Source organism: Massilia sp. DD77 (assembly GCF_036961685.1).
GTDB lineage: Bacteria > Pseudomonadota > Gammaproteobacteria > Burkholderiales > Burkholderiaceae_D > Telluria.
In genome coordinates, this window is sequence record NZ_JBAMDH010000026.1 from 67,958 (window position 1) to 89,783 (window position 21,826).

Sequence of the window (21,826 nt, forward strand, 5' to 3'; positions counted from 1 at the left end):
CTTTTTGAGGTAACGATGATCGCAGGCCAAATCGAAATCCAGCTTATGGCGAACATCGCAAGGCTGCAGCGTGACATGGACCGTGCCAATCAGCTGGTTAGCCGCGCGACCGCAAGCATGGAGCGTGCCGCCAGCGCAGCCAAGGCCGCGCTGGCCTCAATCGGCTCTGGCATCAGCATCCAGCAGCTTGCACAGCTGACCGACCAATACACTAAGTTCACGGCACAGCTGCAGCTGGCCACTACGTCGCAGCGAGAGTACGCCCAGGCTTACGCCGATGTGAAGCGCATCGCCACGACCGCTCAGGCCGATCTCGGTGCGACGGGTGTTCTCTATGCGCGCATCGCAAACGGGACGCGCGAGCTCGGTGTCGCGCAAGCTCAGGTCGCGAACATCACCGAGACCGTAAACCTGGCACTCAAGGTGTCTGGCGCCACGGCTGAGGAGTCGCACTCCGCCATGCTGCAGCTATCCCAGGCATTCGCATCAGGGACCCTGCGTGGCGCAGAATTCAACGCCGTCAACGAGGCGGCGCCGCGCTTGATGAAGGCGCTTGCCGACGGCATGGGCGTGCCCGTGGGAGCGCTGAAGAAGATGGCTGAGGAAGGTCAGATTACGTCGGGCATCATGGCCGACGTGCTTCCACAGGCGCTGAGCGATCTGCAGGATGAGGCGAAGCACGTGCAAACGATCGCGGGTGCTTTCACGCTTCTGAAGAACAACGTGATGGAGTTTGTCGGCACCCAGGCACAAGCAAGTGGTGCGGTATCGGCCATTACGGGTGGTCTTTCCCTCCTGGCCAGCAACCTGATGTTGGTGGCTGGCGCCGTGATAACGATCGGTACGGCCAAGCTGGGTTCCATTCTGGGCGGTTGGGTGGCAGAAACCTATCGCCAGGTCGCCGCCGCTGGCGCGCTGCGCGCTGCGAACATCGCCGCAGCAGAGTCCGAAGTCGCGGCCACGAACGCCAAGCTGGCGCAAATGGGCGTGACGCAGAGCATGCTGATCGTGGCGAGGGAAGAAGCGGTCGCAAAACTGGCATCTTCAAACGCCAACATCACGACCGCGCGCACGGCAATGGCTGCGGCCGAGGCCGCCGGCGCCCAGAGTTTCGCACTCAGGACCTTGCGCTTGGCCACCGCCGAGCTCGCAGTAGCCGAAGCTCAGCGCACCGCGATGCTCGCCGAGCTGGCGATCCTTGGTCGGCAGCAGGCGTCGGTGTCGGCCCAGATCACCGCCGCTACAGCAGCGCAAGCAGCGGCGCAAACAGGACTCAACGCCGCCACCGGCGCCGGGATCGGTGCGGCAAGTCTTGCTTCACGCGCGCTGGGCTTCCTTGGTGGTCCGATCGGCGCACTCATCACGGTGCTGGGTTTGGCTGCGACGGCTTGGGCGGTGTGGGGTGACAAGTCGAAAGATGCGACCGAGAAGGCCGCAGAGTCATTCGATGAAGCTCAGGTTCGGATCATCAAAGGGCTGGATGAGCAGATCGAGAAAAACGAGAAGCTGCTCAGCCTGAAGAATGCGGGCTTGAACAAGGGCGAGGCGGAGAAAGCGCTTCCTTACGTAGACCAGCTCGCGGCTGCTTCAACTCGTCTGAACGCGATCAATTCCCGCTCCGGAGAGTTCACCGGTCAAAGCAATACCGAGCTGGACTTCGCCAGGATCAAAGTAATGCGCGATATCGCCGATTTGACGGACAAGATGGCGAAAGCGGAGAAATCTGGCGCGGCAGTTGCCGCGGCCTCGGTGGCTGAGCGTGTTGCTGCATTCAAGAAGGAGCATGCGACTAAGCAAGAGCAGATGGCGGCCGAGCTTAAGGCCATCCAGGACCTGAAGGGGAAGACCAGCGAGTACGCGGAGATGGAGCGACGGATCCGCGAGAAATATGCGGACAAAGGGGCGTTGGCTGGCATTAAGAAGGATGCAAACCTGCTTGCCGAGCTGTCCGGCGTCACCGCCACCTACATGGAGGACCTGAGCCGCCTGCAGGCCATCCGTGCCGCGGGCAACGTTGGCGAGGCGCGCTACGTCGAGCTCGTCACCGAGCTGATCGGCAAGCAGCCTGGCGTCCAGAAGGCCGAGCAGGAGCGGGCCAAGGCGCTCAAGCAAGTCGCTGACTTCGAAAAAGCGTATGGGGAGGCCCTGGGAATGACGGCCGGGATCCTTGCCGAGCGCGTCAAGGATGCCGAGGCTGAAGCCTCCCAGAACGAAGACCTGGCACGCACCTACGGCATGACCAAGTCCGCGATCGAGCAGCTTGAGCTGGCGCGCCTGGAAGATCAGCTCGCGCAGCGTTCGTCGCTGGGCCTGACGCTCGACGAGATCGAGACGCTCGAGAAGCTGATCGCGGCCAAGAAGCGCAACGCGGCCGCGCTCGGCGCTATGGAGCAGGTCGACGCGGCTAAGAAAGCCCAGGAGGAGTGGAAGCGCGCTGCCGAATCGATCGAGCAATCCTTGACCGACGCCCTGCTGCGCGGCTTCGAGTCGGGCAAGGGCTTCGGCGAGAACCTGGTCGACACGTTGAAGAACATGTTCAAGACGCTGGTCTTGCGCCCGGTGATCAGTGCCATCACGAACCCGATCTCTCAAGGGATTGCCAGCATGGTTGGTGGTCCTGTCGCAACCACGGCAGCGGCTGCGTCGGGTGGAGGTGCCGGGAACGCCATGGGACTCGCATCCGGTGCCGCAGGATTGGCTGGGCTGTTCGGTGCCGGCGGCCTGACCGGGTCCCTGATGGCCGGCGCCGGCTGGCTGACCGGCGCCACCACGTTGGGTGGTTCGCTGGCAGCTGCTGGATCGCTCGCAGCAACTGGCACGCTGGGCGGCATCGCTTCGGGTCTCGGCATGGTCGCTGGAGCGCTGGGTCCAATCGCGCTCGGTATTGGCGCCGCGGTGGCGATCTGGAAAAAGCTCGATACCTCGGGCACCTACCACACTGGCGGCGCGGCCTCGGCCACCGGCGACCAGGTGTCCACCATCCGTGCCGAAATGCTGCGATTCGAGGCGACGCGCACGAATGAGAAGACCGAGCAGTTCGTCAGCCAGCTGGCCGGCGGCGTGGTCAGTATTCTCGACAGCACTGCCCTGGCCTTCGGCAAGACGGCCGGCTACACCGCCGCGACCGCCTTTGCCGACGACACGAGTAAAGACGGTGCCTGGGGCGCGCTGGTGATCTCCAAGATGGGCGAGAAGCTCATCGACTGGCAGGACAGCCGCACCTCGAAGTGGGCGCCGAAGGAGTTCGCGGACGGCGAGGCAGGCCAGAAGCAGTACCTGGAGGCCTTGAGCAAGTCGGTGCGAGTCGCTCTGGACGGTATCGGGCTGCCCGGCTGGGCCAAGACCATGCTGGACGGCGTCGGCGAAGGCGCGAGCATCGAGGAACTGGCGAAGCTCGTCGACAGCATCAACGCCACCCAGGCGGCGCTCAAGGCCATGGGGGCCCAATTGGTCGGGTTCTCGTCCTTGAGTGACGCCGCTGTTTCCGCCCTGATGAAGGCGGCCGGTGGCATTGAGGCGCTGGCCTCGAGCGCTTCGGTCTACTACGACAACTTCTACAGCGAGACCGAGAAGACCGCGGCGGTGCAAAAGCAGATGGCGGAGGCGTTCCAGGCGGTCGGCTTGGCCGTCCCATCGACCCGGGATGGGTTCCGTGCGCTCGTAGAACAGCAGCTTGCCTTGGGCGAGAGCGGAGCGACGGCTGCTGCGGTGCTGTTCAAGCATGCCGGCGTGTTCGCCCAGCTGCATCCGCTGGTCGAGGCGGTGACGGTCGTTGTTGAGGACCAGGCTGAAGCTCTCCGGAAGGAGCTCCAGGCCCGCAAGGACCTGGGCGCCAGTCTCCTGGGTGGGGTGGACAGCGCGTTCTCGGCTCTGCGCCGTGTGGTCGACCGCGAAAAGTCCCTGCTGCAGGACCGCATCGCCAAGGAGCAGGAGCTGATCGCGAAGCACCAGGCCTTGTCGTCGTCCCTACGCGGCGCGCTCGATTCGATGGGCGGCCTGGACGGCGGTCTGGAATCGCGGATCAGCGCCCAGGCGCAGATCCAGTCAGCCCTGGCGATCGCCAAGGCCGGCGGCATGCTGCCCAGCGCTGACAGCCTGAAAAGCGCCCTGTCGGTGCTGAGCAAGGATGCGTCCGGGGTGTTCGCGTCCCAAGCGGACTATCTGCGCGACTTCTACCTGACCCGCACCGGCATCGAGGACCTGGCCGACCTGACCGACGACACCCTGTCGCTCGAGGAGAGGTCGCTCAAGCAGCTGGAGAGCCAAGTCACCGCGCTCGACAAGATCGTGGCGAACGGCCAGGCGCAGATCGACGCGCTGAATGGCCTGGACGTGTCTCAGCTGACCCTCGCGCACGCGATCGCCGCCATGGCGTCGTCGGTCGGCGCCGCACAGGCCAATCCTGTGGCCAGCTCCAGCGGCAGCATCGCCAAGCTGTATCAGGAAATCCTGAAGCGCGCGCCGGATGCTTCGGGCCTGGAGTTCTGGAAGGACAGGCTGGCCGAAGGCGTGTCGCTCGCCGAGATCCGCGAGGCCATGAAGCAGAGCGACGAGTACAAGAAGCTCAAGGGAATCCCGGGGTACGCGGCCGGCGGCGCGCATGCGGGTGGGTGGCGTGTCGTGGGGGAGACGGGCTGGGAGGTCGAGCACACCGGCCCCTCGCGCGTGGTCTCCCATAGCGAGTCGAGGCAGATGCTGGACAACCGCCAGGTCGTCGACGCGATCCACGAGCTCCAGGCGGCCGTGTTCCCGGTGCTGTATCAAACGGCGAAGAATGCCGGCCGCGCGGCGAACAGCCTCGAGAACATGGACCGGGTTGGCGTTGAAATCAGAGAGGAGAGCAATGCATGAAGTTGATCGCGCCAATCCCGATCACTGACCAGGTCATGGCGGCGTCGACGCTATCGGAGAGTGATAGCGTCGACGCGCCGCTGTGGACGACCGGGGCGAAGACGGTTGGGCAGCGCGTGCGCCGCCCTGACCACAGGATCTACGAGTGCGTCGTGGCGCACTCCGCGACCGCGGCGTCGACGGACTACCCGGAGAACAATCTCACCGGGGCGAGCGCGAAGTGGATCCTGGTGCGCCCCACCAACCTGTTTGCGGCGTTCGACTCCGTGATGAACACGGCGAGCGTCGCGGACAGCGAGGTGCTGTCGTGGACGCTAACGCCTGGGGTGCGCGTGGACTCGGTCGCGCTGTTCGGCGTCTACGCGTCGAGCGTGCGCGTGCGCGTCACACTGCCCGACGGCTCGGTGAAGTACGACCAGACGCAGAACCTGCGCTTGCGCAACTGCCGCACGTTCACCGAGTGGTTCTTCAAGCCTGTCTCGTTCCGACGTGATGTTTCCTTCACGGACATTCCAGCCTATCGAAATGCCATCTTCGAGGTCATCGTCTCGTGGCCGGGGAATCTTCCACAGGTCGGCGAGGTGCAGATCGGTCGTTTCGACTTTCTGGGCAATGTGCAGTGGAAGCCCAGTGTCCGTACCGTGGACTACTCCAAGGTGGAGACGGACCAGTGGGGGGGCACGAAGTTCACGCCGCGCCGCGCGGTCCGCGTGGTCGAGTACGACCTGTTCGTCGAGAACGAGAGCGTCGACGAGGTAATACGGCTGCTGACGTCGGCCAAGTCGTCGCCTCGAGCTTGGCTGGGCAGCCCCAAGTTCGGCGCCCTGAACCTCTTCGGATTCGCCCAGGATTTCCAAATCGTGGTGGACGGGCCGGCCGGCTCGTTCCTTAATCTTCAAATTCAGGAGTTGACCTGATGCCAGCACAAATCACCGTACAACTTCCGCAGATCGGCGTCGCGCCCAGCCGGGATGACCCTGCCAACCTCGATGACAACACCGAGGAGATGTTCTCGAAGATCGGTCCCCTGCAGCTGGCCATCGACCAGTTCTCGGGGCAAGCCAATGCACTCGCGCTCGACGTGAACTCCAGCGCCCAGGCCGCCGAGCAGGCCGCGGCGGCCGCGGCGCAAGCGGCCCAGTCGGCCGGCGCCGTCACATGGGTGTCCGGCGCGACCTACGCGCTGAACGCCTCCGTGATCAGCCCTTCGGACAATTTCACCTATCGCAAGCGCACCCCCTCAAGCGTGAGCAACACCGATCCGGCTAACGACCCCACCAACTGGAAAAACATCACGGTTGTTCCGCCGGCAGCCGGCAACCTTGTCGACTCGGGCAGCTCGGGCACGCCGATAGCCTGGAACGCCGGCGCCATCGAAGTGCCGACGCTCACCCTGGTCGGAAATCGCACACTCGCCGCACCGACCAACCTCAAGGCCGGCCCGTACGTGATGCACGTGAAGCAGGACGCCACAGGCGGCCGGTCCCTGGCATTCGATGCCGCGTTCGTATTCCCCGATGACGTGCCGCCGGATATCGACGTGCGCCCGAACCGCCGCACCGTTTTCTCGTTCATCAGCGACGGCGTCAACCTGTACGGCTCCTACATGCCGGGGTACTCGAAATGATGGGCTTGCCGATGGTCCTGCCGCGCGCGATCGTCCTGCGACCCGGCAACGCGGTCGACTACAACATGCGGGCCGCTGCGGGCAGCCCGAAAGGGCCTGCAATGGTCCTGTGCCTGGTCGACGGCGCGATTACCGCCAGCAGCACGGCCGTGCCGGCGCTCACCACGGGGACCGGCTGGGCGCCCGGCACGACGATTGCCCTTATCAACTCGGGCACCATCAGCGGCGCGCAGGGTGCGCCCGGCACGCACGGCACCGGCACGCGGGGCGGGTCGGGCAATGGCGGCGCGGGTGGTAGCGGCGGCACCGGCAGCACGGCGGCGACGGCCGGTAGCGCCGGCAGCAAGGGCGGCACCGGGCAGGCGACAGCCGGCACCAACGGCGGCCCTGGCGGTCCCGCGCTGGCAGCGCTCTATAAGCTGCGGCTGCGCAACCTGGGTACCGTCGCAGGCGGCGCGGGCGGCGCGAAGGGTATTGGCGGCACCGGCGCCGGCGGCAATGGTGGCGGCGGCGGCGGCGGCGGTGCGGGCGGACGCAAGATCACCACGAGCGACGGCCAGTTCCCAACCTACTACACCGGCGGCGACGGCGGCCACGGCAGCCTGGGGCGCACGCTGGGCACCAAGGGCAGCGCAAACACCCTCGGCGGGGATGGCGGTTTTACGACCGACGCCGGCGACCCCGGCCAGTCTGCAACCGGTTCCGAAGTCGGCCTCACCTACACCAATCAAGCCGGCAAGGCTGGCGGGCCGGCGGGGTCGACCGGCAACAGCGTCAAGGCCCCCGACGGCGCAGTCGGCGCGCAGGGGGCTGCCATCACGAGCTATGCAAACGTCACGGTCCTCGAACCCGGGACCATTTCAGGAGCCACCACTTAATGCCTAAAATTCAATACCGAATCGTCGACACGGACCCGACCGACCATCAGATCCGCGTGCGTTTCTTCTCGGACGTGCTGCCGGAATCTGCGCTGATCTCGGGCTACGACGAGAGCCGTCAGCCGCGCTATCGGACCGAGTATGCGATTACGCTGCCCGTGCCCGCACCGCAGGGCGAGGAGCTGCACGCGCTGATCCTGCGCTACTGTCCATTCGACTGGTTCGACACCATGCACGCGGTCAAGGACCCGAACACCCCGACGCCCCTGCCGCTGCTTGCCGTCGGCTCGGTACGGGACGCGGTCTTGCCGCCGCATGAGCCAACCGAGGCCGAGGTCCTGGCCGGCTACGAGGCCGCCGTCGACGCGCACATCCACGCGGTCGCTCAGGCCTTCGGCTACATGAGCATTATTTCGGCTATCAGCTACGCCGACGAGCCCGCGGTCGCCCGATTCCAGCAGGAGGGGATTGCACTGCGCAGGTTCCGCTCGGAGTGTTATGCGAAGTGCCACGAGGTCTTGGCCGATGTGAAGGCCGGAGTCCGGCCGCAACCGACGCATGCGGAACTGATCGCCGAGCTACCGCCACCACCGGTGCAAGAGCCGCTGCTGTAAATTCTCCGCTTGGCGTTACGGCGCCACGCTACTACTGGCCACCTCTGGGTGGCCTTTCTTTTTTCCTGAAAGGAACTTCGTGGACCCCACCACCGAACAACAGAACGCGATCCAGCTCGCCGCCATGAGCGTCGAAGTCGCGCACCTCAAGCTGGCCGTCTCGGACCTGCGCTCCACCAACGCCGAGCTCGACCGAAAGCTCGACCAGGTGCTGGCCCAGCTCGCGGAAGCGCGCGGTGGGTGGCGCACCTTGATGCTGATCGGAGGCGCGGCCGGTTCAATCGGCAGCGGTCTGACTTGGCTGGCGTCACACCTGAAAGGCTGACCATGACCCCGAACCAATTCATCGACGAACTGCTGCTGGCCGCCCAAGAGTGTCACCGCGCCAGCGGTATTCCCGCCAGCTTTACCATCGCCCAGGCCGCGCTGGAAACCGGGTGGGGCAAGCGCGTGCTCGGCAAGAACCTCTTCGGCATCAAGGCAGACAAGTCCTGGAAAGGCGAGACGGTCATGGTCGACACGCACGAGGTCATCAAGGGCGTGCGCACCCCCATGAAGTGCGCTTTCCGCGCCTATGGCAGCTGGTCCGACTGCATGCAGGACCGCGCTAAGTTTTTCGCCAGCAACCCTCGCTACCGCTACTGCTTCCAGGAGACGACTGGTGAAGGCTGGGCGCGCGCCGTGGCCGCCGCCGGGTACGCCACCGACCCGAACTACGCGAAGACCCTGGCCGCGATCATCAAAGGCCGCAACCTGATCCGCTTCGACCTGCTCCCGAAAGGCTGACCCATGAAGAAGATCCTGATCCTGGCCGTGCTGGCCACCCTCGCTGGCTGCGCCAACCTGAAGTTCGAATGGAAGGCCAGCTACAAGACCGACAACCTGGCGCAGGACCTGCGCGAGGCGGCGAAATGACGCCGCGCTTTCACACGACGCTTTCGGTCAAACGGGTCAAGCCAGATAGCGACGACTGGGTGCTGACTTCCACGTTGGTGTTCGAGTCAGTCGTGCTCGATCGCCTGGTGGTGGTGCCGAGTGGCTTTGTCACCGACTTCGCAAGCGTACCGCGTCTGCCGTTCACCTTCTGGCTGTTTGGCGCCGTAGCCCAGGAGGCGGCAGTCGTACACGATCACCTCTATTCCACCGGCGAGGTGTCGCGCAAGCTGGCGGACGAAGTGTTCGCCGAGGCGTCGAAAGCGTGCGGGGTCTCAGCCTGGCGCCGCGGTCCGATGTGGCTGGGCGTGCGTTTGTTCGGCGCCGGCCGGTATGCTCCCGCGCCGGCGCCCAGACCGGAGGAGCACTCGGTGGGCGAGCTCGAGCGGGACATCCTGCTCAAATAAATGCCGGGCGCCGGCGAAAACGCCATGCACGACAGCCAGGCTCACGGCTAGGTCAACGTGCATGGCGGTCTGGCGGTCAATTCGGCGTCTGACTGTTCGAACTGGGCTTGGCATGGTGGGCACTTGGATACCCTGCAAAGGTTGGAAGGTACACCGAGCCGGAGAAACCGGACCCTTCGTCCAGTTCTTCACGGCGGCCGCAGACTTCACACGTGCGATACCCACGGCCGTCAGTATATTTCCAGACGTGAGGCGGTTTGAGTTTGAGGTAGAGCAAGCGGCATGCGTCGAGCAGCAGACTGAAATTTAGCATCAACAATTACCTCATCAACGATGTTGACGATAGTAAAAGCTCTTTGCTTTTCTAACAAGCAATTGCTGAACGCAAACTTAAATTTAGCAGCAGAAAAAGACAAAGCGCCGGTCCGTGTTGCGTCAACAACACGTCCCGGCCTCAATCCACTGAACCAGCCAGTGAACCAAGCATGGCTTTGCCACCTTCCGGAAGGCGGGCGGAGTCTAGCATATTCAATATGAAAAAGGTTTACTTATGGCAATGCCTATCATTCCTTGGATCGGCGGTAAGCGTCGCTTAGCCGACCACCTCATTCCCCAGTTTCCGCCTCATAAATGCTACGTCGAGGTCTTTGCCGGTGGCGCTGCGCTGTACTTCATGCGGCCACCGGCAGAGGTTGAGGTCATCAACGACATCAATGGCGAGCTGGTCCGCCTTTACCGTGTTGTCCAGAACCACCTGGAGGAGTTCGTGCGTCACTTCAAGTACGCGCTCGCTAGTCGTGATGTCTATAAATGGCACCAAGCCACGCCGCCGGAGACCCTGACCGATATCCAGCGCGCCGTGCGCTTCTTCTATTTGCAGCAGCATGCGTTCGGAGGCAAGGTGGATGGACAGACTTGGGGGACAGCGACTACGGTGCCGCCTGTGAATCTCCTGCGCCTCGAAGAAAACCTGTCCACCGCTCATCTGAGACTTGCTGGAACGTACATCGAGAATATGGACTGGCACAAGCTGATGGAGCGCTATGACCGGCCGCATACTCTGTTCTACCTTGACCCGCCGTATTGGGAAACGGAGGGGTACGGCGTCGATTTCGGCCTTGAGCAGTACGAGAGGATGGCTGAGCTGCTCACTCGCCTGAAGGGTAGGGCCATCATTAGTCTGAATGATCACCCTGAGATTCGCCGCATCTTTGCTCGCTTCCAAATGGATACGGTCCCGATTACCTATAACGTGGGCGGCGGCGGTAAAGCTGTAGACCGCTCGGAAGTGATCATTTACAGCTGGGATCGAACTGCGGACCCAGTCGGGCTGTTCTAGACCAGCTAAGAGTGCAGACGTCTGCACTCTTTAGCACCGTTTGCTACACTGTATAAAAATACAGGGCTACCACGATGCGTTTCAGATCACCACTTTCTAAAGCGGATTTGCAGGCAATCCAGGACCGCAGCCGCGAGTCAGCGGATGTTCGACTGCTGCTGTGGGAGATTGCGAGACTTCGAAGCGTGGTCCTCTACGCCGACCAGTTGCAGCGAATGCTAACTACACTGCCGGGCCAGCAAGGAGAAATACTGGAGGCGCTACGTGCGCAACTGCTTGAAGAGCCATGCGTGAAGGAGTTTCCACGACTACCCCCACAGGTGTAGAAGCGCTCATGTCCCATTTTAGGGGCATGAGTACATTGTTATCGAAGTTCTGCATCGATGCTGTATGCGTACCGATAGGGGCTCTTCGGGCGTCGGATATTTTGAATCGCGAAATCGGATGGCTTCCAACTTATGACTGAACCTAGCGCGGCCGCACCGACTATCGCAGCCGTGGCCGGAAGACTAAGGTTATATCTTTCTCCCGCTAGGTATGCTGCCCAGCCGGATGAGATCGCTTTCATTGGCTCGAAGGACACTGAGGAATTAAGCGATCCTAGTCTCACGGGCCACTGCCATTCTCGGCCAAGTTGCACTAAATTAGCGCACGCGGCATCAACTTCCCGCAGCTGGCTGATGAGCTTCTCGGTAGGTTCCTCGCTTGCCTCAATTTCTGCAGTCAACTTTTCGAAGTGTGTACGGAGCAACATAAGTTCATCGCGCCGGCGTTCCTTGAACTCTAAAATCTCCGCTAGCGGTATGTCGACGTCCGGGATTGGAATAGCTCGATGAAGCTCAAGTAAAGTACTTCGCGGTTCCGAGAAATCTTTAAATGCTGGGTGAAACGACATTGACCGCTCACTCCAGGAGAGCGCCCATTGTCCCGGTTGGACCGTGTCCAGCTCTTCAAACACCGATGTATGGGCATGCAGTATTCGATTGCTAGCGTGACCCTCACTCGGCTTTGGTACAGGCCGAGATAGGACGCCAACTTCTTCCAAGAACAATGAGTCAGAACTGCCGGCAATTTCCAGCAGCGGGTTTGTCGGCCATGCCAACTTGTCCCAATACATGAGGGAAAAACGTAGCTCTTCTGCATCGAGATCACTAGACTTCAAGTGCACTGCTTCGCCCAAGAGCTCTATGGGGTTCGAGATTACCAACCCACGCATAGTGTCCGAAGAAGTTTTTGCAGGCGATTCTTCTGCAGGTTTCCCATAGTTCGGATCGTGCTTTTTTCTCCAGCTCGACTGCCCCATTATTTCTCCTCTTAAGTAGTTACAACAGTTGTACTACTTCAGTTGCTCAATGTCAAAATATCAAGCAATTTGAGCGTAGGTTACGGCGTAGGTTTTGAGTCGATGTTCGATTGCTCATAGCGGAACGTACCGATGCATCATCGGGGTGTGTTTTTCGGTTGCGCTGTGCTTGAGGGCGGCGGCGTTGATCTCAGTGGGGGCGTTCATGTTGTCGAATTCGGTACGGCAAAGCAGGTGCAAGGCCAAGGCTTGCCATTTTACCGTGTTCGACTCGGCCGGACGCTGCAAAAATCGCATCCTGGTTTGCATGGCGGCGAAGCGTCGGATGTCGAAATTCCTTACACTCAATTGTTCTAGCGGAACTAATGTTGACTCAAGTAATTGATTTGACTGGAATTCGTTGCATTGGTGCGATTATTGCTTACAAGCTAGTATCGACTAGGAGAACACCCATGAAACACACGATCATCAAGCTCTTCGGCGCGCTGGCGCTGACCCTTGGTGTGGCCAACGCACAGGCTGGCGTCGTCGCGAACGACAGCACCTACGGGCTGTTCGACAACACCAACGGCCTCCGCTATCTGGACGTGACCAGCCACGGCAGCATCGCCGACCTGAACATCCTGGTGTCCTTCGCCAAGTGCGACAACCCGGTGCTGGGCGCGGCAGGCGGCGCCTGCATCGGCACCGGCACGCCCTACGAAAACGAGATCGTCCTGCGCCTGACCAGCCCGGGCGGCGTGACGGTCGACCTGGTATCGCAGGGCACCTACACCCAGGGCAGCGTCGGCGCCGGCCAGGTGCCGCTGACCTTCGACGACGAAGGCGCCGTGCGCGGTTCGCAGGTACAAGCGGGCAGCTTCCGTCCGGTCGGCATGCTGAGCGACTTCGACAAGCTGGACATGTTCGGCCTGTGGACGCTGTATATCGGCGATACCAACCGCCAGGATCCGCTGGAATACTATTCCTCGCAGCTGATCGTCACCACCAGCGGCGCGGACGATCCGGCCCCGGTGCCTGAACCGGCTTCGCTGGGCCTGCTGGCCCTCGGCCTGGCGGGACTGGCCGCGGCGCGCCGCCGCAACGCTTAAGCGAAACCGGCGCGGCCTTCCATCGCCACGCGGTCCTTGCACAGGGCCGCGAATTCTCCCTCGGCGCCGCCTGCAATCAGCACGAGCTCTTCCCCAAGCGCTACCGGGCTGCGGAAGCGGCACCGGACCGATTCCACAGTCCGCCCCGACGCCTGCTGCAATAAAGCGCAGGCTTTCGCCATGCTGTGCGCGCCGTGGATGATGGGCGCGCGCATGCCCATCAGGCGCGCCGACCATTGCCACAAATGGATTGGATTCCAGTCGCCCGACAGCGCCGCATAGCGGCGGCCCGCGTCCCGCGCGAGTGTCCATCGGCCAAGGGGCTGGCCGGCCGGCGTCGCGGTGGCCGATGATTTGCCTTCAGCTTTGCTTCCACGCCTGACCAGGTAATTACTGCTACACGCAAACGCGAGCCGTTCGCCGTCGAAGGCGCGCGTCTCGAGCAGACAGTGAATCGCGCCGTTAGCCGCAGGCGCCTGCATGCTCACCTCGGTGCTGATCGCCAGCGGGCGAGCCGGATCGATCGGCCCGTGCATGGTGAGCGTGTTCTCGACATGGATCAGTCCTGGAATCTTGAACGGCGTGGGGCGGTCCAGCATCGTGGCCAGCTGGGCGCGCTGCGCCAGCAGATAGAGGAAGGGAAGGGGCAGGGCATCGCCCGCGAACCCGATGGCCGCATTATAGCGCCGCACATGGGCCAGGTCGATATTGGGTAGGCGGTAGGTGGCGCCGATGTCCGCGCCGGCACGGCGCGAGGGGCGTTTGAGCAGCGCGCGCAAGAGCATGCGCGGGCCGAGAGGAGGGAGCGGCGGATGAGTCATTCCGGAAGGATAACCCACCCGCCAGCGTCAAGCCATCAGGCGGCCTGCTTGGCCTCGCCGATGCGCTTGGCGATATGGGCCAGGGCCTCGTCGACCTGGTCGATCAGGATCAGGCACAGGTCGCCCGCTTCCAGCCGCTCCAGCGCGCGGTCGATGGCGACGAATTCGCCGTTGATTTCCTCGACGTGGGTGGTGCGGGTGGCGCCAACCAGGCCCTTGCGCAGCAGCGCGAGCACTTCGCCGTCGGCGCGGCCGCGCTGGCACTGGTCCTGGTAGAGCAGCACGTCGTCGAACACCTGGCCCAGGATCTCGGTCTGCTGCGAGATGTCCTGGTCGCGGCGGTCGCCGGCGCCGCTGATCACGACCGAGCGGCGCTTGGCCGGCATGCCTTGCACGGCGGTGCTCAGCGCGGCGATCGCGTCCGGGTTGTGGCCGTAGTCGGCGATCACGGTCGCGCCCTTGTACTCGAACACATTGAAGCGGCCGGGCGCGTTGTCGCTCTCGCCCACGAAGGTCTTCAGGCCGCCGCGGATCGATTCCCACGAGGTGCCCACCGCCCAGGCGGCGGCCACCGAGGCCATCACGTTCTCGACCTGGAAGCCGACCGCGCCGTTGCGGGTGATCGGCACCTCGCTCAGCGCGATGCGTTCCTGCTGCTTGCCCTGGGCGCAGACCAGGTGGCCGTCCTCGACGAAGACGACGCGGCGGCCCTGGGCGCGGTGCATCGACATGATCGGGTTGCCGATGTCCTGGGCGAAGAAGGTCACGTCGCCGCGGGTGACGTCGGCCATCGCGGCCACCACCGGGTCGGCGGCGTTCAGTACCGCCATGCCCTTGTCCGCCACGTTCTGCACGATCACGCGCTTGAGCACCGCCAGGTCCTCGAGCGTGGTGATGTAGTTCAGGCCCAGGTGGTCGCCCGCGCCGATGTTGGTGACCACCGCCACCTGGCAGCGGTCGAAAGCAAGGCCTTCGCGCAGCAGGCCGCCGCGCGCGGTCTCGAACACGGCCGCGTCGACGTCCGGGTGCAGCAGCACGTTGCGCGCGCTGCGCGGGCCGCTGCAGTCGCCGCTGTCGATGCGGCGGCCTTCGATGTAGACGCCGTCGGTGTTGGTCATGCCGGTGCGCAGGCCCGAGGCCGTCAGCAGGTGGGCGATCAGGCGCACGGTGGTGGTCTTGCCGTTGGTGCCGGTCACGGCCACCACCGGGATGCGGCCGTCGTCGCCGGGGCCGTACAGGGTGTCCATGATGGCTTCGCCGATCGGGCGGCTCTTGCCGAAGGAGGGCGAAAGGTGCATGCGCAGGCCCGGGGCGGCATTGACTTCGACGATGCCGCCGTTCAGTTCCTCGATGGGTTTCAGCACGCTGTCGCACACCAGGTCGACGCCGCAGATGTCCAGGCCCACCATGTGGGCGGCGGCGATGGCGCGCGCCGCGACTTCCGGGTGCACGTCGTCGGTGACGTCGGTGGCCGAGCCGCCGGTCGACAGGTTGGCGTTATTGCGTAGCACGACGCGCTGGCCCGCTCCCGGCACCGACTCGGCGTTCAGTCCCTGTTTGCTCAGGGTGCCCAGGGCGATGTCGTCGAAGCGGATCTTGGTCAGCGAGGTGGCGTGGCCGTCGCCGCGGCGCGGGTCGAGGTTGACCTGTTCCACCAGCTCGCGCACGGTGTGCACGCCGTCGCCCACCACCTGCGGCGGGTCGCGGCGCGCGGCGGCCACCAGCTTGTCGCCGATGACGAGCAGGCGGTAGTCGTGGCCCGGCAGGTAGCGCTCGACCATGATGTCGTCGCGGAACTCGGAAGCCGCGTGGAAGCCGGCGGTGAGCTGTTCCTTGGTGGTGACGTTGACGGTCACGCCCTTGCCCTGGTTGCCGTCCTTCGGCTTGATCACGACCGGCAGGCCGATCTCCTGGGCAGCAAGCCAGGCGTCCTCGGGGTCGGTCACGGTGCGGCCGTGCGGCACCGGCACGCCGGCGGCGTCCAGCAGCTTCTTGGTCAGCTCCTTGTCCTGCGCGATCGATTCGGCGATGGCGCCGGTGGCGTCGATCTCGGCGGCCTGGATGCGGCGCTGGCGGCTGCCCCAGCCGAACATGACCAGGCTGCCTTCGGTCAGGCGGCGGAAGGGGATGTTGCGGGCCAGCGCGGCCTGCACGATCGAACCGGTCGAGGGGCCGAGGCGCACGTCCTCGTCCAGCTCGCGCAGGCGCGCCAGGGCGCCCGTCAGGTCGAAGGGCTGGTCGGCGGCGGTGGCCTTGATCAGTTCCTGGGCCAGGGCCAATGCCAGGCGGCCGACGTCTTCCTCGCTGTACTCGACCACCACCTGGTAGATGCCGCGCTCCAGGGTGGCGGTGGTGCGGCTGAAGGTCACCGGGCAGCCCGCTTCGGCTTGCAGGGCCAGGGCCGCGTGCTCCAGCACCTGGGCCATGGGGACGGTGTCGTCGTGGCCCATCGGCTGCAGCTGGCCGATGCGGGGGAAGCGCGCGCGCAGGCGCTGTTCGAAGCCGGGCAGGGCGCCGATCGACTCTTCATCGGGCGTGCACGAGACGATCGCCTCGACCGAAGTGTGGTGGCTCCAGAGATTGGGGCCACGCAGGGCCCGTACGCGTGATACTTCCATAAACCGTCAGTCCTTTCGCGGGCCGCCCCGGCCGGGGCAAAGGCGGACACCATGGCCCGGCGCCTGCCGGGCCGTTTGCATAGATTAGTTGTTTGCTTTCTTCGGCGTCGCGTCGAAGGCGCGCAGGCCGCTGCAGATCAGGTCCGAGGGCACGCCCAGCGCCCAGGCGGCGGCGACCGCCGCCAGCACGTTCTCCGGGTGCTTGGCGGTGGACGGCTTCATCTTCGCCAGTTCCAGCAGCGGCGTTTCATTCGCACCCTCGGCCAGCACGATGCGGCCGCCGCGCGCGAACACCACGCGTTCGCCCTTGGCGCGGTGTTCGGCCATGACGGTGTCGTGCTCGTCGAGCGCGTAGAAGATCACGCGGCCGTCGCTCAGCTCGGCCAGTGCCGCCACCGCCTCGTTGGCGGCGTTCAGCACGGCCGCGCCTTCCGGCAGGATCACGTCGACCTGGCTGCGGATCACGTTGCGCAAGGCATCCATGTCGCCGATGTGGAACTCGGCCACGTCGGCCAGGCCTTCCATGTCGGTCACCACGCCCACGGTGCAGCGGTCGTAGGGCAGGCCCTCGGCCAGGATCGAGCGCGCGTTCGATTCGAACACGGCGGTCTGCACGGTGCGGTTGATCAGGAGGCGCTGGCCGGCGTCGAAACCGGTGGAATCGCGGTTCGAGACTTCGCGCGCGTCCAGGTACAGGCCTTCGCCGTTGGCCACGCCCACGTGCTTGCCGGTGATGTGGACCAGGCAGCCGACCAGGCGTGCGATCAGGCTGGTGCCCAGGGTGCCGGTCACGCCCACGACCGGGATGCGGCCGTTCTCGTCCGGCCCGAACAGGTGGTCGACGATGGCCGCGCCCACGTTGCGCGGCTCGCCGCTGGCCGGCTTGATGTGGGCCAGCAGGCCCGGGCTCGAATTGACTTCGATGATGGCGCCGCGCTGCTCGCCGAGCGGGCGAGAGATGTCTTCGCACACCAGGTCGATGCCGGCGATGTCCAGGCCCACCACGCGCGCGGCCAGGGCCGCCGCATGCGCCACTTCGGGGTGGATGATGTCGGTGACGTCGTCGGCGACGTTGCCGTTCAGCTGGATCAGCACTTTCTGGCCGGCCTGCGGGACCGAGTCGGGGCTCAGGCCCTGGCGCTTCAGGTCGAGCAGGATTTCGCGGTCGGCCGGATTGACCCGGCCAAGCGGATGTTCCTCGCTCTCGCCGCGGCGCGGGTCGGTGTTGATCTGGGTGTCGCACAGCTCGGTGACGCTCAGCTTGCCGTCGCCCGTGACCCACAGCGATTCGCCCCTGGCGGCGGCGACCACCTTGCGGCCGACCACCAGCAGGCGGTGTTCGTTGCCCGGGACGAAGCGTTCGACCAGTACCGAGCTGCTGTCGCCTTCGACGGCGGCAATCTGGTAGGCGGCCTTCACGTCCGCCTCGTTCATCAGGTTCAGCGTCACGCCGCGGCCGTGGTTGCCGTCGATCGGCTTGATCGCCACCGGCAGGCCGATGTCCTGGGCTTCGTCCCAGGCGTCCTCGGGACTGCGCGCGATCGAGCCTTCCGGCACCGGCACGCCGCAAGAGGCCAGCAGGGTCTTGGTCAGGTCCTTGTCGCTGGCGATGCCTTCGCCGATGGCGCTGGTGCGGTCGGTCTCGGCGGTCCAGATGCGGCGCTGGGCGGCGCCGTGGCCGAGCTGCACCAGGTTGCCTTCGGTCAGGCGGATCGAGGGGATCTTGCGGTCGGTGGCGGCGTCGACGATGTGGGCGGTCGACGGGCCCAGGCAGTAGCGGTCGACCAGCTCGGTCAGGCGCGCCACGGTGGCGGGCAGGTCGAAGGGGGTGTCGTTGATCGCGGCCATGATCAGCGCGTGGCCGGCGTCGAGGGCGGCGCGGCCGACCGTCTCGTCGCGGGTGCGGAAGGCCATCTTGTAGATGCCGTAGTCGCCGGTCGAGCGGGTCTTGCCGAAGCCGGTCTTCATGCCGGCCAGGTTTTGCAGTTCGAGCACGATGTGCTCGAGGATGTGGCCGGCCCAGGTGCCGTCGACCAGGCGCTCGATGAAGCCGCCGTGCGTGCCGACGCCGCAACGGTGCGCGACCAGGCCCGGCAGCCAGGCGGTCAGGCGCTCGGTGAAGCCGGGCAGGGTGTTCGAAGGGCATTCTTCCAGCTCGCCGATGTCGAGCCAGGCCTCGAGCACCGGGCGATACGTCCAGATGTTCGGACCGCGCAGGTAGCTAACGCGGAGAAACTTGATGTCGTTCTTCTTGTTCATTTAACAATATCTATGTCCACGTGTCCGTTTGCTCACCTGGACGATTACCTTATCCGCGATGTCCGCCGCCGAAACACGTTGCGCGGCGTTCATCCTGTATACTTGCCGGCCCGAAGCTTGCCGTGCCGCAACATTTTCTGCCAGTATCGCCCTTTGTCATCCAAAGGATAGCCAAGAACGTTAACCCGCTCTGTGGAGCGTTTCACGCAGCGGCGCATTGACAGTCCTTTTGTGCTTGCCGCGCCGGCCGCCTTGCCCACCCTCCAGAACTTTTGCCTGTAATCGGGCGCAATACATGACAACTCAACAACTTGTTCGTCCGTCGTCCCTGGCGGTAGCCGCCAGTTTTTTGCCCGAACATTGGCAAAGTGACGTCGCGAAACAGCTTGCACCAGGGGAAAACGTTTTAAGCAGCGTGGAGGTTGACCTCGACGCAAAATTACGTTTCGTAAAGGGTCTGGTGGTGGTCACCAACCGCCGCCTGCTGGCCCGCGCCCCGGGCGAGAGCGCCTGGCGCGACTGGCCGCTGCGCGCCGGCCTGGTGCTGCGCCACCACGACCACGCCGGCGTCGGCCACCTGGACCTGGTGGACGAGCACAGCCTGCTCGCATCCTGGCGTTTTACCCTGGGCCAGAACCTGCAGGCGATCCGCGTGGTCGACCAGTTCACCGACCAGGTCGAGAGCGTGGCCACCGGTGTGCCGGTGCAGCCGCCCGAGCAGCACACTTGTCCAAGTTGCAAGGCGCCGCTGGAGCCGAACCAGGAAGACTGCCCGATCTGCGAAAAGGTCCTGCATACCCCGCCGTCGACCTGGACCCTGTTCCGGCTGTGGCGTTTTGCCAAGCCGTATCAGGGCCAGCTGCTGGCCGGCTTCCTGCTGATGCTCGGTTCCACCGGCGCGCACATGATCCCGCCTTACCTGACCAAGCCGCTGATGGACAATGTCCTGATTCCTTATCAGAACGGCCAGACCATCGATACCACGCTCGTCTACCTGTATATGGGCGGCCTGTTCGGCGCGGCGATGCTGGCCTGGGCGCTGGGCTGGGGCAAGACCTATGTGCTGGCGCTGGCGTCCGAACGCATCAGCGCCGACCTGCGCTCGACCACGTATGAACACTTGCTGCGCCTGTCGCTCGAATACTTCGGCGGCAAGCGCACCGGCGACCTGATGTCGCGCATCGGCAGCGGTTCGGACCGGATCAGTGTCTTCCTGTCGCTGCACCTGCTCGACTTCCTGTCGGACGTCCTCCTGATCATCATGACGGGCGTGATCCTGTTCAGCATGAATCCCTGGCTGGCGCTGGTGACGCTCGTTCCGCTGCCCTTCATCGCCTGGATGATCCACGTGGTGCGCGACAGGCTGCGCACCGGCTTTGAGAAGATCGACCGGGTCTGGGGCGAGGTCACCAACGTGCTGGCCGACACCATCCCCGGCATCCGGGTGGTCAAGGCCTTCGCCCAGGAAAAACGCGAGGCCGCGCGCTTCCGCGAAGCGAACAAGCACAACCTGGCGGTCAACGACAAGCTGAACAAGGTCTGGTCGCTGTTCTCGCCGACCGTCTCGCTGCTGACCGAGATCGGCCTGCTGGTGATCTGGTGCTTCGGCATCTGGCAGGTCTCGCGCGGCGACATCACGGTGGGCACCCTGACCGCCTTCATCGCCTACAGCGGCCGCTTCTACGTGAAGCTCGATTCCATGAGCCGCATCGTCTCGGTGACGCAGAAGTCGGCCTCGGCCGCCAAGCGCATCTTCGACATCCTCGACCACGTCTCGAGCGTGCCGGACCCGGCCAATCCGGTGAAGGTGGACAAGGTCCGCGGCGAGATCGAGCTGCGCGAAGTCGGTTTCCGCTACGGCAACCGCGCCGTCAACCGCGGCATTTCGCTCAAGATCCGGGCCGGCGAGATGGTCGGCCTGGTGGGCCACAGCGGGTCGGGCAAGTCCACCCTGGTCAACCTGATCTGCCGCTTCTACGACGTCGCCGAAGGCGCGATCCTGCTGGACGGCAAGGACATCCGCTCCTTCGCCGTGGCCGACTACCGCCGCAACATCGGCCTGGTGCTGCAGGAGCCTTTCCTGTTCTTCGGCACGATTGCCGAGAACATCGCCTACGGTAAGCCGGGCGCCAGCCGCGAGGACATCATCGCCGCGGCCCGCGCGGCCCACGCCCACGAGTTCATCCTGCGCCTGCCGCAGGGCTACGACTCGATGGTGGGCGAGCGCGGCCAGGGCCTGTCCGGCGGCGAGCGCCAGCGCATCTCGATCGCGCGCGCGCTCCTGATCGACCCGCCGATCCTGATCCTCGACGAGGCCACCTCGTCGGTGGACTCGGAAACCGAGAAGGAAATCCAGAAGGCGCTCGACAACCTGGTGCAAGGCCGCACCACCATCGCCATCGCCCACCGCCTGTCGACCCTGCACCGCGCCGACCGCCTGGTCGTGCTCGACCGCGGCGTGGTGGTGGAAGAGGGCAACCACGACGAGCTGATGGCCCGCGAGGGCGCCTACCACCGCCTCTACGAAGCGCAGGCGCGCAACGTGGACCAGGACATGGACGACAAGGACGACTGATGAGCAATTTCCAACTGCGGCGCGATGCCTTCGGCAAGCTGGTGATCACCCTCGACGGCGGCGAAGAGCACGTCGGCGTGATTCCCGTACGCGCCTTCCCGATCCAGGCGCCGACCCGGGGCATTTCCCTGGTGCGCGACGGGGGCAAGGAAGTGGCCTGGATCGACGACCTGGCGGAGGTGCCGGAGCAGATTCGTACTCTGGTGCAGGAAGAGATCGAGGGACGCGAATTCATTCCCGAGATCCTGCACATCAGGGAGGTGTCGAGCTTCGCGACGCCGTGCACCTGGTTTGTAAAGACCGATCGCGGGGAGACCGAGTTCGTGCTCAAGGTGGATGAGGATATCCGGCGGGTCGGCGATGCTTCGCTGCTGGTGGCGGACAGCCATGGGATCAACTTCCTGGTGCGGGATATGTACAAGATCGATAAGCACAGCAGGAAGATTCTGGATCGGTTTCTCTAATAAATAGCGCTGTTGGCTGTTCCAGCAAACTTGGGTCCCCGCCTTC

17 protein-coding genes are annotated in these 21,826 nt (G+C 64.5%); 13 read left to right on the forward strand and 4 right to left on the reverse strand.

Annotation, left to right across the window (positions count from 1 at the left end; genetic code table 11):
• Positions 1-15 precede the first annotated feature (15 nt).
• The 10 genes from V7778_RS16710 (at position 16) to V7778_RS16755 (ending at position 10,649) form a co-directional block, all read left to right on the forward strand.
• Entirely contained in the window at positions 16-4,851 is a 4,836-nt protein-coding gene (locus V7778_RS16710) for a tape measure protein (RefSeq protein ID WP_335557303.1), read from the forward strand.
• On the forward strand, positions 4,848-5,768 hold the full coding sequence (locus V7778_RS16715; RefSeq protein ID WP_335557305.1) for a hypothetical protein: 921 nt from the start codon (positions 4,848-4,850) through the stop codon (positions 5,766-5,768). Before V7778_RS16710 ends, V7778_RS16715 begins: the two co-directional genes overlap by 4 nt.
• Complete coding sequence (locus V7778_RS16720; RefSeq protein WP_335557306.1) at positions 5,768-6,478, forward strand: hypothetical protein; 711 nt, start codon at positions 5,768-5,770, stop codon at positions 6,476-6,478. The genes V7778_RS16715 and V7778_RS16720 overlap by 1 nt, the downstream gene beginning before the upstream one ends.
• Positions 6,475-7,356, forward strand: coding sequence for a hypothetical protein (locus V7778_RS16725; RefSeq protein ID WP_335557309.1), 882 nt, complete (start codon positions 6,475-6,477; stop codon positions 7,354-7,356). The genes V7778_RS16720 and V7778_RS16725 overlap by 4 nt, the downstream gene beginning before the upstream one ends.
• Entirely contained in the window at positions 7,356-7,970 is a 615-nt protein-coding gene (locus V7778_RS16730; protein ID WP_335557311.1) for a hypothetical protein, read from the forward strand. The genes V7778_RS16725 and V7778_RS16730 overlap by 1 nt, the downstream gene beginning before the upstream one ends.
• A gap of 79 nt (positions 7,971-8,049) precedes the next feature.
• Positions 8,050-8,295, forward strand: a complete 246-nt coding sequence (locus V7778_RS16735) for a hypothetical protein (protein ID WP_335557313.1) — start codon at positions 8,050-8,052, stop codon at positions 8,293-8,295.
• A 2-nt stretch (positions 8,296-8,297) separates the two neighbouring features.
• Positions 8,298-8,756, forward strand: coding sequence for a glycoside hydrolase family 73 protein (locus V7778_RS16740; RefSeq protein ID WP_335557314.1), 459 nt, complete (start codon positions 8,298-8,300; stop codon positions 8,754-8,756).
• A gap of 3 nt (positions 8,757-8,759) precedes the next feature.
• A complete protein-coding gene (locus V7778_RS16745) occupies positions 8,760-8,885 on the forward strand; it encodes a hypothetical protein (RefSeq protein ID WP_335557316.1) in 126 nt (41 codons plus the stop codon).
• The gene (locus V7778_RS16750; RefSeq protein ID WP_335557318.1) at positions 8,882-9,310 is read left to right on the forward strand and encodes a DUF1353 domain-containing protein; all 429 of its coding nucleotides are present in this window, start codon (positions 8,882-8,884) and stop codon (positions 9,308-9,310) included. The genes V7778_RS16745 and V7778_RS16750 overlap by 4 nt, the downstream gene beginning before the upstream one ends.
• Positions 9,311-9,860: 550 nt before the next feature.
• Positions 9,861-10,649, forward strand: a complete 789-nt coding sequence (locus tag V7778_RS16755) for a DNA adenine methylase (protein WP_335557319.1) — start codon at positions 9,861-9,863, stop codon at positions 10,647-10,649.
• Positions 10,650-11,013: 364 nt separating this feature from the next.
• On the opposite strand, the gene V7778_RS16760 is transcribed toward V7778_RS16755, so the two are convergent.
• Positions 11,014-11,952: a DUF6236 family protein gene (locus V7778_RS16760; protein ID WP_335557321.1), complete on the reverse strand. Its 939-nt coding sequence runs from the start codon at positions 11,950-11,952 to the stop codon at positions 11,014-11,016.
• A 452-nt stretch (positions 11,953-12,404) separates the two neighbouring features.
• Between V7778_RS16760 and V7778_RS16765 the strand changes: the two genes are divergently transcribed.
• A complete protein-coding gene (locus tag V7778_RS16765; RefSeq protein ID WP_335557322.1) occupies positions 12,405-13,043 on the forward strand; it encodes a PEP-CTERM sorting domain-containing protein in 639 nt (212 codons plus the stop codon).
• Here the strand turns inward: V7778_RS16765 and V7778_RS16770 are convergent.
• From V7778_RS16770 to V7778_RS16780, 3 genes are all read right to left on the reverse strand, one after another.
• On the reverse strand, positions 13,040-13,828 hold the full coding sequence (locus V7778_RS16770; protein WP_335557324.1) for a MaoC family dehydratase: 789 nt from the start codon (positions 13,826-13,828) through the stop codon (positions 13,040-13,042). The genes V7778_RS16765 and V7778_RS16770 overlap by 4 nt on opposite strands.
• Positions 13,829-13,899: 71 nt before the next feature.
• On the reverse strand, positions 13,900-16,482 hold the full coding sequence (gene cphA, locus V7778_RS16775) for a cyanophycin synthetase (protein WP_335557326.1): 2,583 nt from the start codon (positions 16,480-16,482) through the stop codon (positions 13,900-13,902).
• Positions 16,483-16,566: 84 nt separating this feature from the next.
• Positions 16,567-18,741: a cyanophycin synthetase gene (locus V7778_RS16780; RefSeq protein ID WP_335557328.1), complete on the reverse strand. Its 2,175-nt coding sequence runs from the start codon at positions 18,739-18,741 to the stop codon at positions 16,567-16,569.
• 295 nt (positions 18,742-19,036) lie between these two features.
• Between V7778_RS16780 and V7778_RS16785 the strand changes: the two genes are divergently transcribed.
• Both V7778_RS16785 and V7778_RS16790 read left to right on the forward strand, forming a co-directional pair.
• On the forward strand, positions 19,037-21,316 hold the full coding sequence (locus tag V7778_RS16785; protein WP_335557329.1) for a cyanophycin metabolism-associated ABC transporter: 2,280 nt from the start codon (positions 19,037-19,039) through the stop codon (positions 21,314-21,316).
• Entirely contained in the window at positions 21,316-21,780 is a 465-nt protein-coding gene (locus V7778_RS16790; RefSeq protein ID WP_335557331.1) for a cyanophycin metabolism-associated DUF1854 family protein, read from the forward strand. The genes V7778_RS16785 and V7778_RS16790 overlap by 1 nt, the downstream gene beginning before the upstream one ends.
• Positions 21,781-21,826: the final 46 nt, after the last annotated feature.